Consider the following 13,895-nt stretch of genomic DNA (forward strand, 5'->3'; position numbering starts at 1 on the left):
CGCGAAGTCGCGATCAGGCTTCGGCCAGCCATTTCGGCACCCAGCGCTCCGGACGCGGCGCGCGGGCGAGGTCGGCCTGTGCCTCGGCTAATTTTGCCGGCTCGCCCCCGATCGTCGGGCGCACATCGTGTTCGAAGTTCGTCATGTCGCTTCTCCCGACCCCTGCCGTCCATCATGCGCGGAAAACACCTCCTTGGCTGCGAACAGCCCGTTCACCGCCGCCGGGAAGCCCGCATAGACGGCCATCTGCATGATGATCTCCACGATCTCGTCGCGAGACAGCCCGACGTTCAGACCCGCCTCGATATGCACTTTGAGCTGAGGCGCGGCATTTCCGAGCGCCGTCAGCGCGGCGATCGTCGCGATCTCTCGATCGCGCAGGCCGAGATCCGGGCGGCTGTAAATGTCGCCGAAGGGAAACTCGATCACGTATCGTGCGAAATCCGGAGCGATGTCGGCGAGTGAGGCGACGACCTTTTCGCCGGCTCTGCCGTCAATGCGTGACAGGGCCCGCTGGCCGCGATCGAAGCGGCTTTCGGCTTGTGTTTGAGCGTGCGTCATTTTCCTTCGTCCTCTGTTCGCCGCCGGCATAGCCGGCGATCTTGGTATCAAGGACGAGCAGGCATTCCTGGAGTTCGGCAATCTCCGTGCGAACCTGTTCCCGGTGGATTTCCAGCATCTGCCGCCGGGCTGGCCCGGTGGCTTCGCCTTCATCACGAAGCGCCGCATAGCGCAACATGTCCCGGATCGGCATTCCCGTGGTCTTGAGCCGACCGAGGAATTCGATCCATGTGAGGATCGATGCGTCAAAGTCACGCTGGCCGGAACGATCCCGGTCTGCGTATGGCAGCAGCCCGATGCGCTCATAATAACGCAACGTGTGAGTCGACAAGCCGGTTCGTTTTGCGAGGTCGCCGATCTTCATGTGTGCCCGTTCTCGTACTGACGCACGTACAGATACCCCTTCGAGCGCACTCTAAGTCAAGGGGGATCGAAGGTGCCGTTCCCGCGAGGTCAAGATGGCACGACAGCAGAAGATTTCGGCGCGCCGGCTGGGCGGCAGCATCGCGGGATTCCGAGCTTCAGGATGCCGCCAGCCATTTCGGCACCCAGCGCTCCGGGCGCGGAGCGCGGACAAGATCGGCCTTCGCCTCGGATAGCAGCGCAGGCTCGCCGTCGATGGTCGGGCGCAGATCGTATTCGAAGTTCGGCATGACGCGGCCGTCGGCGTAGAGCCCGAAGCTCATCGCGTACCACAACCCGAGCTCGGGCTGTGCGCGGCGCATCTCTTCGCGCAGGTCGCGCAGCAGGGATTCGATCGAAGAAGCTTCCTCGAACGGCTGCGGTCCACGCGTGAGGACGCGCGCCTGATACTGTGCGCCCGATATCGCGACCTCGAAGTTCGTCTTGTCCCAGGGCTTCTTCCCCTTCGGCAGATGCGCCGCCAGCCGCCAGCCGAGCTCGGCCATCAGGCGGTGATTGGCCCAATAGTCTTCGCGATCCCGGCTCCATTTTTCCACGAAGCCGCGAAAGTCGGGAAGTTCCAGCGATGCGTCGTCCGGCGCCATCGGCTCGCCAGCCGGCCGCCCGGCGAGCCACCGCGCAAGCTCGACCGTCTGACACTCGACCTCGTCATGCGGCAGCAGGTCGCTCCAGGCGTTACCGAATTGCTGCGACGTCAGTTTTGCGAGCAGACCGTCAAGGCTCGGCGCCAGCAGCTCGTAGTCGCCCTCCGACCCCAGACCGACGATCGGCGGATTGTCCCGGTCGAGACCGGCACCGTACCACCCGCCGACGGCCGAGCCGTCCGGAAGTCGCATGAACAACGAAAACCTGTCGCGCAGGGGACTACCGTCGACGATCGGCGCATGATCGGAGAACTGGCCTTGCAGGGAGAAGCGACCGACGCTGCCCCAGGGGCGCCCGTTCAGCCAATCGGCGAAATCGACAAGCAGGGGTGGCGCTTCGATACCCGGCGGAAATGCGCCGCGAATGCTGTCGAGGTCGATCGGGTAAGGCGTATCGGACAAGGCTGAATACTGTCTGTTGGTCACGCCAGTGTTGGTCTCAACGGACCAGCGTCCGGTTCGAACCAATTCGCATCCTTCGATCACAAACGCGCCAGAGGCTCAATGGTTTCTGCGCGGCTATCGATGAAATACAATCACGAGGTTGGTATCCGGGCCGGGCTGTGCGCGATTGGCACAGCATTGATCCTGCTTGCACTTCCCGCCGCTGCGCAATCGCCATCACCCGCCCAGGCGCGGCAATGGTGTTTCGGCACCGACAAGGTCGGCGACGACCGGCGCCTCGCCGGCTGCTCGGCGGTGCTGCAAGCCAATCCCTCCAATGCGCTGGCGCTTGCCAACCGCGGCGAGATCTTCCGGCGCAAGGGCGACGCCGAGCGTGCGCTCGCCGATCTCAACCGCGCCATCGATCTCGATCCGAACGACGCCATCGCCTGGTACAATCGCGGCATTGCCTATGACGATCTCGGCGATCGCGACCACGCCATCGCCGACTATACGCGCGCGATCCGGCTCAAGCCAAATGACGCGCTCTACTACAACAACCGCGGCAATTCCTACATCGGCAAGAACGACTACGCCCGTGCGCTCGCCGACTACGATCAGGCCATCAAGCTCGATCGGACATTCGCGCTCGCCTATTTCAACCGCGGCACGGCCTATCGCGAGCACGGCGAGGCCGATCGCGCGCTCGCCGATCTCGACATGGCGATCAAGCTCGATCCCAACTATGGCCCGGCCTACGGCAACCGTGCACGCATCTTCCGCGACAAGGGGGAGCGGGCCCGGGCGCTGGCCGATTTCGGCAAGTCGCTCCAGCTCACGCCGAACAACGACCGCGACGCCTATGCGCGCGCGAGCATGTATTTCGACGACCACGACTACGCGCGGGCGCTGGAAGACTACGATCGCGCGATCAAGGCCAATGCGAGCTATGCCGGCGTGTTCAATGCCCGCTGCATGACGCGCGCGATCCTGGGGCAATTGCAGGAGGCGCTGGCCGATTGCGAGCAGTCGCTCCGGATGCGCCCGGGCGATCCCTACACGCTGGACAGCCGCGCCCTCACCTACCTCAAGCTCGGCAATCTCGACGCGGCGATTGCGGACTACGACACGGCGCTGAGCGCAAAGCCGGAGCTCGACAGCGCGCTCTACGGCCGCGGCCTTGCGAAACGCAGGACGGGTGACGCCGACGGCGCGGAGCGCGACATCGCCGCGGCCAGGGCGGTCAATGCCGGCATCGCCGACGTGTTCGCCCGTTACGGCGTGCAGTAATTTCTCTGCGCAACCATCGTGCCGCGTACGACCGCACGCCGGAATGTGACACTATAGTGCATTCACGCGGAGGTCACGGACTCGTCCTAACTCTGCCGCGCTTTCAACGCGAGCGAGGATTGATGATGAGCTGCCTCTCGGACATGCTGCGCACGCAGCGCTTCGACGATTACCGCTTCTACCACCAGAGCACCGTCAATCAGACGCTGCACCTCTTCAGCGCCGTGATCTTCCTCGCCTGCTATGCGCTGCTGTTCAAAGATCCGGCGCTCGCGGGACTCGTCGGCTGGCTCGCGATGCTGACACGGCAGACCGGGCATTTCTTCTTCGAGCCGAGCGGCTATGACGCAGTCAACGACGTCAGCAACGCGTACAAGGAAGCGGTCAAGGTCGGTTACAACCAGACCCGCAAGATCATCCTGCTCCTGGTCTGGGGCAGCGCGCCGCTCGCGCTGTACGTGTTCCCCACTCTGTTCGGACTGTTCGATCCACCCGCCACGCGTCTCGACTTCATCCGCCATGTCGGCGCGCTCTGGCTCGCGATCGGCGTCGGTGGCGGACTTGCGCGCATGATCCAACTCTTCGTCGCGCGCGATGTCACAACCGGACTGGTATGGGTGTTCAAGGTGCTGACCGATCCCTTCCACAACATCGCACTGTACTGGACATCCCCGCTCAAGCTGATGCGCGGTGAGCTCATCGACAGCGCGATTGCGGCTGCGGATTGGGGGGCGGAGGACGCCGAAGAAGCTGCGCATCCGACCTGACCGATGCACGCTCGGCGGGCATCTCGCGAAGCGCCCGCTTGACAAGCCCTGCCCTTCGGCTGTAGGGACGCGGCCCATGATCAATTCTCGGACCAACCGCCGCGCAGCTTTCCGTCGTCGCACCCGCGACGATGATGGGTTGCGCCATGTCCGACGACGCCGCTGAAGCACTGAATTCAGCCAGTTTTCGAGAAGGCCGCACCCGCAAAGTGCGGCCTTCTTGCTTTTTGCGTCCATTTTCCACCCGCCCCTCGATAGGAGTTCGACATGACCACCGCCACCCATCCGTATGATGCGCTGATGGATATCACCGCACGGCCCAAGGCCGTGTTCGTCCGCGGCGCCGGCTCCTACCTCTGGGACGACAGCCGCAAGCGCTATCTCGATTTCGTGCAGGGCTGGGCCGTGAACTGCCTCGGCCACTCGCCATCGGCGATCGCCGACGCGCTTGCCGCGCAGGCCAAGCGGCTGCTGACGCCAAGCCCGGCCTTCTACAACGAGCCGAGCCTCAAGCTCGCGCAGGCGCTGGTCGCAAACAGTGCCTTCGACCAGGTGTTCTTCGCCAACTCCGGCGCGGAGGCCAATGAGGGCGCGATCAAGCTCGCGCGCAAATACGGCAGCCTGCACAAGGGCGGCGCATTCGAGATCATCAGCTTCGAAGGCGGCTTCCACGGCCGGACACTGGCGACGATGTCGGCCTCGGGCAAGAAGGCGTTCGAGCCCTTGTTCGAGCCGAAGGTCGCCGGCTTCAAGAAGGCGAAGCTCAACGACATCGCCTCGGTCGAGAAGCTGATCAACGACAACACCGTCGCGGTCATGCTCGAGCCGATCCAGGGCGAGTCCGGCGTATGGCCTGCGACCGATCAGTTCCTGCAGGAGCTGCGCGCGCTGACAAAGGCGCACGGCCTGCTGCTCATTCTTGACGAGATCCAGACCGGCATGGGCCGGACCGGAAAGCTCTTTCACTACGAGCACACTGGCATCGCGCCCGACATCATGACGCTCGGCAAGGGCATCGGCGGCGGCGTGCCGCTCGCCGCGCTGCTTGCGACCGAACGGGCGGCCTGCTTCGAGCACGGCGACCAGGGCGGCACCTTCAACGGCAACCCGATCATGTGCGCGGCGGGCCTTGCGGTGCTGGACGAGGTCGGCAAGCCGGACTTCCTGAAGTCGGTCACCGAGACCGGCCTGTTGCTCGAAAGCGAGTTGCAGAAGGTCTCGGCCCGGCATGGCCTCGGCGGCGTGCGCGGCCGCGGCCTGCTGCTCGCGCTCGACCTCAAGCTGCCGATCGCGCCCGGCATCGTCGCGCAGGCGTTCGAAGCCGGCGTGCTGCTGAATGCACCGCAGGTCGACACGCTGCGCTTCATGCCGGCGCTGAACGTGACGCGGGCGGAGATCGCCGAGATGATCGATTGCCTCGACGCGATCTTGACCAAGGCCGGCGCGGCGAGGCGCGTGGCGTAGCGGCGCATACACAAGCTCGTCATTCCGGGGCAATGCGAAGCATCGAACTACGGTGCGCAATTGCGCGCCTGAGAATCTCGAGATTCCGGGTTCGGCTCTTCGAGCCGCCCCGGAACGACGGTTAGCTACGGCTTCAAAATCGACGCGCCCGTGGTCTTGCGGCTTTCGAGATCGATATGCGCCTTGGCGGCATCCTTCAGCGCGTAGGCGTGGTTGATCGGCACGTGCAGCTTGCCGTTGATGACGGCGGAAAACAGCGTGTCGGCGCCTTCCAGCAATTCCTTGCGCGTGCCGACGTAATCGTTGAGCTTCGGCCGGGTCGCGAACAGCGAGCCGTGGTTGTTGAGCTCGGCGATCGAGAACGGCGGCACCGGACCCGAGGCATTGCCGAACGAGACGAACATGCCGCGCGGCTTCAGGCAGGACAGCGAGCCCGGGAAGGTCGCCTTGCCGACGCCGTCATAGACGACATCGCAGCCCTCGTTGCGGCTGATTTGTTTGACGCGCGCGACGAAGTCCTCCTCGTTGTAGAGGATGACGTGGTCGCAGCCATTGGCTTCCGCAAGCTCGGCCTTCTCGCGCGAGCCGACCGTGCCGATGACGTGGGCGCCGAGCGCCCTCGCCCATTGGCAGGCCAGGAGGCCGATGCCGCCGGCGGCGGCGTGGATCAGCACGCGATGGTGCGGCTCGACCTTGAAGGTCTTGTGCAGAAGATACCAGACCGTGAGCCCCTTGAGCATCAGCACGGCGCCCTGCTCGTGGGTGATGTGGTCGGGCAGCTTGACCAGCTTCTCCCACGGGATATTGCGCTCGCCGGTATAGGCGCCGAGATTGTGGTAGTAGGCGACGCGGTCGCCGGGATGGAAATTCGTGACGCCCGGCCCGACCGCGATGACCTCGCCCGAGGCCTCGTTGCCGGCGATGAAAGGCAGCTCCGGCGCCTTGTAGAGGCCGGTGCGATAATAGACGTCGATGAAGTTCAGCCCCACCGCATGCTGGCGGATGCGCACCTCGCCGGGGCCGGGCGCCGGCACCTCGACGCTCTCATAGACCAGGGCTTCGGGGCCTCCGACCTTGTGCACACGGACGGCTTTGGTCATTGACTGACCTCCTCTCGGTCGTCGTGGCGGCAAGCCAAAGACATCACGACCACCTTGTCAACTCGACTTGGAATGGAACGGACCAAACGCGACTATTTGCCGGCTTTCCTGCGGTTGCGCTTGGCCAGCACGTTGAAGAACTCCACCGCCGCCGAGAACGCAATTGCGAAATAGATGTAGCCGCGCGGGATGTGGAATTGGAATCCATCCGCAACCAGCGCGACGCCGATCAGCACCAGGAAGGCCAGCGCCAGCATCTTCGTGGTCGGATGCTCCGCGACGAATCGCGACACCGGCCCCGACGAAAGGTACATGATCAGGCAGGCGATCACGACGGCCGCGATCATGATCTCGATGTCCTGCGCCATGCCGATCGCGGTGATGATCGAGTCCAGCGAGAACACGATGTCGATGACGATGATCTGGACGATCACCCAGAAGAAGGCGTTGCGGCCGGAGGCCCTGTCGCCCTCCCCCTCATCGGCTTCGACCTCGGCGTGGATCTCGTGCGTCGCCTTCGCGATCAGGAACAGGCCGCCGCCGATCAGGATGAGGTCGCGCCAGGAGAAATCGTAACCCACAAACGAGAACACCGGCGCGGTCAGGCCGATCAGCCAGACCAGAACGCTGAGCAAGATGATGCGGAACACCAGCGCCAGCGCGAGCCCGATCTGGCGGGCGCGGTGCGCCTGCTTCTCCGGGATGCGCGAGACGATCACCGACAGGAAGATCACATTGTCGATGCCGAGCACGATCTCGAGCGACGTCAAGGTGAGCAGCGCGGCCCAGGCTTCGGGGCTGGCGAGGAGATGCATCATGCGAAGGATCTTGCGAAGCGGATCAATGCGTCGCTGAAGCTGATCCAGAGCGCGATGGCGCACAGCGCGAGCGTCACGCCGGGACCGACGCGAAAGTCCATGTCCAGCGTGTAAAGGGAGAGCACCGCCCAGATCCCGATCAGCGACATCGTCAGCCAGCGCAGCCGCACGACGCGGACCGGATGCAACACATGGAACGGCACGAAGGTCAGCACCACGAGGGCCGCGACCAGCAGCGTCGACCACAGCGGCGGCCAGTGCAGCAGGAACAGGTAGAACGCAGCCGCGTTCCACAGCGCCGGGAAGCCGCGGAAATGATTGTCATCGGCCTTCATCCGCAGATCGGCGAAATATAATGCGCTGGTGACGATGATGGCGACGCCGAGCAAGGGAGCCGCGACCGGCAGCAGCAGGCCGCTCGCTACGATCGCGTAGGCCGGCACGAACACATAGGTGACGAAGTCGACCACGAGATCGAGCACGTCGCCCGACCAGTTCGGCTGCACGTTCTTGACGTCAAGCCGGCGCGCGATCGGACCGTCGATCGCGTCGATGATCAGAGCGACGCCCAGCCATTGAAACATCGCCGCCCAGTGCTCGCGCACGGCCTCCAGCATCGCCAGCAGCGCAATGGCCGCGCCGAAGGCGGTGAAGACGTGCACCGAGAAGGCCGCGGCGCGCATCGCCGGTCTCGGCTTCAGGGAATCCTGCTGGGTATCCATGGCTTCTGCTATCAGAACGAGGCCGGTTTGCACATAAGCCATTGCGGCGCCCGGTCGCACAATTCGCCACAAAATCACGGAAAAATAGGTGGGCTTGAATTTGCCGCCGGGCGTGTCAAATGTCGTTCCATGACAGACGCATCGACACTCTTTGACGCAGCCGTGATCGGCGGCGGACCGGCGGGACTTAGCGCGGCCATCGCGCTGGCGCAGGCGGGTGCACGGACCGCGCTGGTGGCGCGCCGCCTGCCCTATGCCGACAACCGCACCACGGCGCTGCTAGGCGCCTCCGTCGAGCTGCTGGAGAGCCTCGACGTCTGGCCGCGCTGCAAGGACAAGGCGGCCGCGCTCGAAATCATGCGCCTCGTCGACGACACCGGCCGGCTGTTCCGGGCGCCGGAGGTCCGCTTCTCCTGTCACGAGATCGGGCTCGACGCCTTCGGCTACAACATCGACAACCGCTCGCTGATGCTGGCGCTGGAAGAGCGCGCGGCCGAACTGCCCGGGATCGTCCGTTTCGACGACGAGGCCGAAAGCGTCGTCATTGAAGCCGACGATGTCGCGATCCGCACGGCCTCCGCGCAATTCCTCGCAGCCCGCCTCGTGGTCGGCGCCGACGGCCGGCATTCGCTGTGCCGGGAGGCTGCCGGCATCGCGGTGACGCGGCGCGACCTGACGCAGACCGCGCTCACCTTCAACGTCGGCCATGCGCGGCCGCATCGCAATGTCTCGACCGAGTTCCACACGCCCCACGGGCCCTGCGTGTTCGTGCCCCTGCCCGGCAACCGCTCCAGCATCGTCTGGGTCGCAGCTCCCGCGGAAGCGGAACGCCTCCGCGGCTTAAGCGACGACGAGCTGTCCGCCGCGATCGAGAAGCAGTCGCATTCCATCCTGGGACGCATGACGGTCGAGCCCGGCCGCAACCTGTTTCCGCTGGCGATCGAACGTCCGAAATCCTTCGGCCGCGACCGCATCGCGCTGGTCGGCGAAGCCGCCCATGTGGTTCCCCCGATCGGCGCCCAGGGCCTCAACCTTGGCCTGCGCGATGCCGCCGACATTGCCAGACTTGCGGGCGATGCCATCGCCTCGGGCGAGGATCCCGGCGCGCCCGACGTGCTCGAGCGCTACGACCGCGCCCGGCGGCCCGACATCCTGAGCCGGACCTTTGCGATCGACATCGCCAACCGCTCCTTGCTCAACGATTTCCTGCCGCTCCAGCCGGTCCGCGCCGTCGGCATGCACCTGCTCGGCGCCATCGGCCCGCTCCGGCGCTTCGCCATGCGGGAGGGGCTGACGCCTACCTGGCGGCGGTAAGCTCGCTCACGGAAACGCCAGCCGGCCGGTCTGGATCGCCCACATCACGCTGGTCAGCGTGACCACGGACGCAAACGTCCCGAGCAGCACGGCGACGGAGGCGGATTCGATCCAGGCGTCATTCTGCCGGGCGATCACGAACACGTTGAGCGCCGGCGGCAGCGAGGCCATCAGCACGGCGGTCGCGGCCCAAGGCTGCGCGAACGGGCCGAACGCCAGCATCAGGCCGAACGCTGCGAGCGGATGGAACAGCAGCTTCACCGCGACCACGCCCGGCACCTCCCACGGCACCCGATCGAACGGGCGGAGCGCCACGGTCACGCCGAGCACGAACAGCGCGGTCGGGGCTGCAGCGTTCTGGAGGAATGTGATGGTGCGGTCGAGCGCGACCGGCAGCTCGATATGCAGCGCTGCCACCGCCGCGCCAAAACAGGCCGACATGATCAGCGGGTTGAGCACGATCTGCTTCAGCACCACGCCGAAGGCATGGACGATCGAGGGATGATCGCGGTCGGACAGCTCGATCAGGAGCGGCACGATCGTGAACAGGAAGATGCTGTCGCAGCAAAAGATCAGCGCGGTCGGCGCCGAAGCCTTCGCCCCGAGCACGGCGAGCGCCAGCCCCGGCCCCATATAGCCGATGTTGCCGTAGCCGCCGGAGAGCCCTGCGAGCGTCGCCTCGCGCAGGGTCAGGCGGCCGAGAACCTTGCCGACGACGAGCGCCAGCGTGAACGCCGTAACCGTCGACAGCGTGGTTGCGACCAGGAACGGCGGGTTGTTCAGCTCCGCAAACGGCGTCTTCGACATGATCGCGAACAGCAGCGCCGGCAGCGACACGTAGAGCAGGAAGAAGTTCATCCAGGCCAGGCCCGATTCCGGCAGGGATTTGATCTTGCCGCAGGCAAATCCGACGAAGATCAAGCCGAAATACGGTAGCGCCAGATTGAGGATATCGACCATTTCTCAAGTTTCTTCTGAAGACTTGGGAGCTATCTGCCCCTTAAGCGGACGTTAATTCGAAGTTAGGCCACTAGCATCGGCCACAATCCTGGTCTATCGACGGGGAATGATAAAAGCGCGGACCGCGAAATTTCAGATCGGACAGGTCGTTCGCCACCGGATCTTCTCGTTCCGGGGCGTGATCTTCGACATCGATCCGGAATTCAACAACACCGAGGAGTGGTGGCTGTCGATCCCGGAGGAGGTGCGGCCCCACAAGGACCAGCCGTTCTACCATCTGCTCGCGGAGAACGCGGAATCCGAATACGTCGCCTACGTGTCCGAGCAGAACCTGTTGCCCGACGAATCCGGCGAGCCGATCCGCCATTCGCAGGTCGCCGAGATCTTCATCAAGGACAAGGGCGGCGGCTACCGCCCGCGCAATCCGTCGCTGAACTGAGTTAAGCCGCCGGCAAGCGGCCAATAAAAAAGGCGCTCGGAGTGAGCGCCTTTTTCATGTCAGGGATCTGGTCCCGATTATTTCTGGCCGGCCGGAGCCGCGCCGGGCGCAGCACCGCTCTGCTCGAGCTTCTTGCGCTGCTCGTCCGCCTTCTTCTGAAGCTCTTCCTGAAGCTTCTTCTGGGTTTCCTCGAACACCTTCGGATCGGTCGGCGGACCGTCATAGGCCTTCTGGAATTCGCCGGCGAGCGGCAGCGGCAGCGTCAGCGGCGCGCCGTTGGCGTTGATCGCCTGGACAACGAGATTCTGGCCCTTCTTCATGTTGGCGATGAGCTCGGGCGTCGCTTCGTAGTCCGACATGCAGCCGTTCTGGAAGCAGATAACGTACGGGCTCTGCAACGGCGCATTGCTGTCCACGATGATGCGGGTGCCGTGCACGAGCTGCATGCCGAGCGGCAGCGTCACGCGCAGGATCTTCTTCGGCTCGCCTTCCGGTTCGATGATGACGGCGGCGATGACCGGCTGGCCCGACTCGATGCGGCCGTCCTTGCCGGTGAAGCAGACCTGCTTGGCGTTGGCGTCCTGGCCCTTGAGGCAGAACTTGGTCCAGGGGGCGTAGATCAGTTGGATCTGCTGGTCTGCCGGCTGGGCTGCGCCCTGCTGCGCCGGCGCGCCCGCGGCGGGAGGAGCCTGCTGGGCGGGCGCCTGAGCGGCCGGTGCCGGAGCCTTGGGGGCTGCCTTGGGAGCGGCTTTCGGGGCCGGAGCTGCCTTGGGCGCGGCGGGCGCACCGGGGGCCGGCGCCGGGGTCTGGGCCTCGGCGGCAAACGGAACGGCCAATGCCGTCGCCGTCAACAAGGCGAGAAGTCGCCCGCGCGGCCGGACGGACGCGGCCAAGTAACGGAAATTCATTGCAGAAAACCCTTTCTGAACGGGAAGTGCCCGAACCGCTCCGAAGCGCCGAACCAAGCCGCCTTGGGCGCGGCTCTCTCCCCGTCAAATGAGGCGGATAAGTGACGGGCTCGGCGCTCTTGCGCGATTGCCCGCCTTCTTAACGTGGCCGACGAAAAGATCAATGCCGACAAGCGTCTTTGGTCACTCTGGCGCCAGCGCCCCACCAAATTCCCTGTGATAGGATTCAGGTCCGCCGGTCCTCGAATCAACGTGTGCCGATGTTCATGTTCCAACGCCTTCTCGAGGGCCCCGGCATCCGCCATTGCATCCTCCTCGCCTCGGCCCTCGTTATGGCCCTCGCCGCCGGGTTGCCGGCCAGCGCACGGGCCGAGGAGGCCCATGCCATCGCCATGCACGGTAAGCCGGCGATGCCCGCCGATTTCACCCACATGCCCTACGCCAATCCCGATGCGCCCAAGGGCGGCCGGCTGACCTGGGGCATGCTCGGCACCTTCGACAGCCTCAATCCGTTCGTCGTGAAGGGATTGGCGGTGCAGCCGATCCGCGGCTACGTGGTCGAAAGCCTGCTTGCGCGTGGCCAAGATGAGTCGTTCACGCTCTACGGCCTGCTCGCCAGATCGGTCGAGACCGATGACGAGCGGAGCTACGTCACGTTCCGCCTCGATCCCCGCGCCCGGTTCTCCGACGGCAAACCGGTGCTCGCGGAGGACGTGCTGTTCTCCTGGCAGCTCTTGCGCGACCACGGCCGACCGAACCTTCGGCAATACTATGCCAAGGTTGCCAGGGCCGAGGCGCCCGATCCTCTCACCGTCCGCTTCGACCTCACCGGCGCCAACGACCGGGAATTGCCGCTGATCCTCGGCCTGATGCCGATCCTGCCCAAGCACGCGGTCGATGTCGCGACCTTCGAGGAGACGACGCTGACCGGGCCGGTCGGCTCCGGCCCGTATCGCGTCACCGCGGTGCGGCCCGGCGCCAGCGTGACGCTCAAGCGCAATCCCGACTATTGGGGCCGCGACCTCGCCATCAATCGCGGCCTCTACAATTTCGACGAGATCAGGCTCGACTTTTTCCGCGAGGCCAACGGCCAGTTCGAGGCCTTCAAGCGCGGCCTCTACGATTTCCGCGTCGAGAACGAGCCGCTGCGCTGGCACGACGGCTATGATTTTCCGGCCGTCAAAAGCGGCGAGGTGATCCGCGACAGCGTCAAGCCCGGCGTGCCGCAGCCCTCGGAATTCCTGGTCTTCAACACCCGCCGTCCGATGTTCGCCGACATCCGCGTGCGAAAGGCGCTGACGCTGCTGTTCGATTTCGAGCTGGTCAACCGCAACTACTTCTTCTCGCTCTACTCGCGCGTCGCCGGCTATTTCGCCGGCTCGGACCTGTCGGCCTATGGCAGGCCTGCGGACGCGCGCGAGCGCGAGCTGCTCAAGCCGTTCGCCGCACAGATTCCGCCCGATGTCATGGACGGCAGCTACCGCCTGCCGGTGACCGACGGCTCCGGCCGCGACCGGGCCACGCTGCGCGCCGCGCTGAAACTGTTGTCGGAGGCCGGCTACGATCTCGACGGCACCGCGCTGCGCAACCGGACGACCAAGGCGCCCTTCACGTTCGAGATCCTGGTCACGACCCGCGACCAGGAGCGCATCGCGCTCGCCTTCCAGCGCGACCTCAGGCGCGCCGGCATCGAGCCGAGCGTACGGTCGGTCGATCCCGTGCAATTCGACCAGCGCCGGCTCGCTTACGAGTTCGACATGATCCAGAACCGCTGGGACCAGTCGCTGTCGCCCGGCAACGAGCAGTATTTCTATTGGGGCAGCGCTGCCGCCGACAATCCAGGCACCCGCAACTACATGGGCGCCAGGGATCCGGCGGTCGACGCCATGATCGCCGCCCTGCTGGAGGCCCGTGAACATACGGCCTTCGTCTCGGCGGTGCGCGCGTTGGACCGCGCCCTGATCGCGGGCTTCTACACAATCCCCCTGTTTAACGTATCCGAGCAATGGATCGCGCGCTGGAATCGGATAGAACGGCCAAAGGCCACTGCGCTGTCCGGCTACCTGCCGGAGACCTGGTGGTCGAAGGGTGAGCCTTAGGG

14 protein-coding genes and 1 pseudogene are annotated in these 13,895 nt (G+C 65.1%); 6 read left to right on the forward strand and 9 right to left on the reverse strand.

The genetic code is table 11. The features are described 5' to 3' along the window. Window positions 1-13: 13 nt before the first annotated feature. From BJA_RS43695 to BJA_RS22920, 4 genes and pseudogenes are all read right to left on the reverse strand, one after another. Window positions 14-145 (reverse strand): annotated as a pseudogene (locus tag BJA_RS43695) (hypothetical protein); the annotation flags it as partial. Beyond that, a complete protein-coding gene (locus tag BJA_RS22910) occupies window positions 142-561 on the reverse strand; it encodes a carboxymuconolactone decarboxylase family protein (protein WP_038967418.1) in 420 nt (139 codons plus the stop codon). The pseudogene BJA_RS43695 and the gene BJA_RS22910, both read right to left, overlap by 4 nt. Next, window positions 494-925 (reverse strand): MerR family transcriptional regulator, encoded by a 432-nt coding sequence (locus tag BJA_RS22915; protein ID WP_011087349.1) that lies wholly within the window; start codon window positions 923-925, stop codon window positions 494-496. The genes BJA_RS22910 and BJA_RS22915 overlap by 68 nt, the downstream gene beginning before the upstream one ends. A 157-nt stretch (window positions 926-1,082) precedes the next feature. Then, window positions 1,083-2,030 (reverse strand): hypothetical protein, encoded by a 948-nt coding sequence (locus BJA_RS22920; protein WP_038967424.1) that lies wholly within the window; start codon window positions 2,028-2,030, stop codon window positions 1,083-1,085. Window positions 2,031-2,153: 123 nt separating this feature from the next. Here BJA_RS22920 and BJA_RS22925 point away from each other — a divergent pair, with 123 nt between their 5' ends. From BJA_RS22925 to BJA_RS22935, 3 genes are all read left to right on the forward strand, one after another. Beyond that, window positions 2,154-3,302 (forward strand): tetratricopeptide repeat protein, encoded by a 1,149-nt coding sequence (locus tag BJA_RS22925; RefSeq protein ID WP_236842251.1) that lies wholly within the window; start codon window positions 2,154-2,156, stop codon window positions 3,300-3,302. Window positions 3,303-3,427: 125 nt separating this feature from the next. Further along, on the forward strand, window positions 3,428-4,069 hold the full coding sequence (locus tag BJA_RS22930; RefSeq protein ID WP_038967417.1) for a hypothetical protein: 642 nt from the start codon (window positions 3,428-3,430) through the stop codon (window positions 4,067-4,069). 267 nt (window positions 4,070-4,336) lie between these two features. Next, the gene (locus tag BJA_RS22935) at window positions 4,337-5,533 is read left to right on the forward strand and encodes an acetylornithine transaminase (protein WP_011087353.1); all 1,197 of its coding nucleotides are present in this window, start codon (window positions 4,337-4,339) and stop codon (window positions 5,531-5,533) included. 125 nt (window positions 5,534-5,658) lie between these two features. Here the strand turns inward: BJA_RS22935 and BJA_RS22940 are convergent, their stop codons facing one another. The 3 genes from BJA_RS22940 to pcsA all read right to left on the reverse strand — a co-directional run bounded on the left by BJA_RS22940 (window position 5,659) and on the right by pcsA (window position 8,215). Continuing rightward, window positions 5,659-6,633 carry a quinone oxidoreductase family protein gene (locus BJA_RS22940; protein WP_011087354.1) on the reverse strand — a complete coding sequence of 325 codons (975 nt, stop codon included), beginning with the start codon at window positions 6,631-6,633 and terminating at the stop codon, window positions 5,659-5,661. Window positions 6,634-6,725: 92 nt separating this feature from the next. Continuing rightward, window positions 6,726-7,451 carry a TerC family protein gene (locus BJA_RS22945; protein ID WP_011087355.1) on the reverse strand — a complete coding sequence of 242 codons (726 nt, stop codon included), beginning with the start codon at window positions 7,449-7,451 and terminating at the stop codon, window positions 6,726-6,728. Continuing rightward, window positions 7,448-8,215, reverse strand: coding sequence for a phosphatidylcholine synthase (pcsA, locus tag BJA_RS22950; RefSeq protein ID WP_028173978.1), 768 nt, complete (start codon window positions 8,213-8,215; stop codon window positions 7,448-7,450). The genes BJA_RS22945 and pcsA overlap by 4 nt, the downstream gene beginning before the upstream one ends. Before the next feature lie 87 nt (window positions 8,216-8,302). Between pcsA and BJA_RS22955 the strand changes: the two genes are divergently transcribed. Continuing rightward, window positions 8,303-9,487 (forward strand): UbiH/UbiF family hydroxylase, encoded by a 1,185-nt coding sequence (locus BJA_RS22955; protein ID WP_011087357.1) that lies wholly within the window; start codon window positions 8,303-8,305, stop codon window positions 9,485-9,487. A gap of 6 nt (window positions 9,488-9,493) precedes the next feature. Here the strand turns inward: BJA_RS22955 and BJA_RS22960 are convergent, their stop codons facing one another. Further along, a complete protein-coding gene (locus BJA_RS22960) occupies window positions 9,494-10,447 on the reverse strand; it encodes an AEC family transporter (protein WP_011087358.1) in 954 nt (317 codons plus the stop codon). Between the two features lie 106 nt (window positions 10,448-10,553). Here BJA_RS22960 and hspQ point away from each other — a divergent pair, with 106 nt between their 5' ends. Continuing rightward, on the forward strand, window positions 10,554-10,886 hold the full coding sequence (gene hspQ / locus BJA_RS22965; protein WP_011087359.1) for a heat shock protein HspQ: 333 nt from the start codon (window positions 10,554-10,556) through the stop codon (window positions 10,884-10,886). A 77-nt stretch (window positions 10,887-10,963) separates the two neighbouring features. On the opposite strand, the gene BJA_RS22970 is transcribed toward hspQ, so the two are convergent. Continuing rightward, a complete protein-coding gene (locus BJA_RS22970) occupies window positions 10,964-11,794 on the reverse strand; it encodes an invasion associated locus B family protein (RefSeq protein ID WP_011087360.1) in 831 nt (276 codons plus the stop codon). A gap of 260 nt (window positions 11,795-12,054) precedes the next feature. Here BJA_RS22970 and BJA_RS22975 point away from each other — a divergent pair, with 260 nt between their 5' ends. Next, window positions 12,055-13,893, forward strand: a complete 1,839-nt coding sequence (locus BJA_RS22975; RefSeq protein WP_038967416.1) for an extracellular solute-binding protein — start codon at window positions 12,055-12,057, stop codon at window positions 13,891-13,893. Window positions 13,894-13,895: the final 2 nt, after the last annotated feature.

This window comes from Bradyrhizobium diazoefficiens USDA 110 (genome assembly GCF_000011365.1).
GTDB classification, from domain to species: Bacteria; Pseudomonadota; Alphaproteobacteria; order Rhizobiales; family Xanthobacteraceae; genus Bradyrhizobium; species Bradyrhizobium diazoefficiens.

Coding starts and splice junctions, on each gene's coding strand:
- BJA_RS22910 (WP_038967418.1), bottom strand. CDS start 561: ATGACGCACGCTCAAACACAAGCCGAAAGCCGCTTCGATCGCGGCCAG.
- BJA_RS22915 (WP_011087349.1), bottom strand. CDS start 925: ATGAAGATCGGCGACCTCGCAAAACGAACCGGCTTGTCGACTCACACG.
- BJA_RS22925 (WP_236842251.1), top strand. CDS start 2,154: ATGAAATACAATCACGAGGTTGGTATCCGGGCCGGGCTGTGCGCGATT.
- BJA_RS22930 (WP_038967417.1), top strand. CDS start 3,428: ATGAGCTGCCTCTCGGACATGCTGCGCACGCAGCGCTTCGACGATTAC.
- BJA_RS22935 (WP_011087353.1), top strand. CDS start 4,337: ATGACCACCGCCACCCATCCGTATGATGCGCTGATGGATATCACCGCA.
- BJA_RS22940 (WP_011087354.1), bottom strand. CDS start 6,633: ATGACCAAAGCCGTCCGTGTGCACAAGGTCGGAGGCCCCGAAGCCCTG.
- BJA_RS22945 (WP_011087355.1), bottom strand. CDS start 7,451: ATGATGCATCTCCTCGCCAGCCCCGAAGCCTGGGCCGCGCTGCTCACC.
- pcsA (WP_028173978.1), bottom strand. CDS start 8,215: ATGGCTTATGTGCAAACCGGCCTCGTTCTGATAGCAGAAGCCATGGAT.
- BJA_RS22955 (WP_011087357.1), top strand. CDS start 8,303: ATGACAGACGCATCGACACTCTTTGACGCAGCCGTGATCGGCGGCGGA.
- BJA_RS22960 (WP_011087358.1), bottom strand. CDS start 10,447: ATGGTCGATATCCTCAATCTGGCGCTACCGTATTTCGGCTTGATCTTC.
- hspQ (WP_011087359.1), top strand. CDS start 10,554: ATGATAAAAGCGCGGACCGCGAAATTTCAGATCGGACAGGTCGTTCGC.
- BJA_RS22970 (WP_011087360.1), bottom strand. CDS start 11,794: ATGAATTTCCGTTACTTGGCCGCGTCCGTCCGGCCGCGCGGGCGACTT.
- BJA_RS22975 (WP_038967416.1), top strand. CDS start 12,055: ATGTTCATGTTCCAACGCCTTCTCGAGGGCCCCGGCATCCGCCATTGC.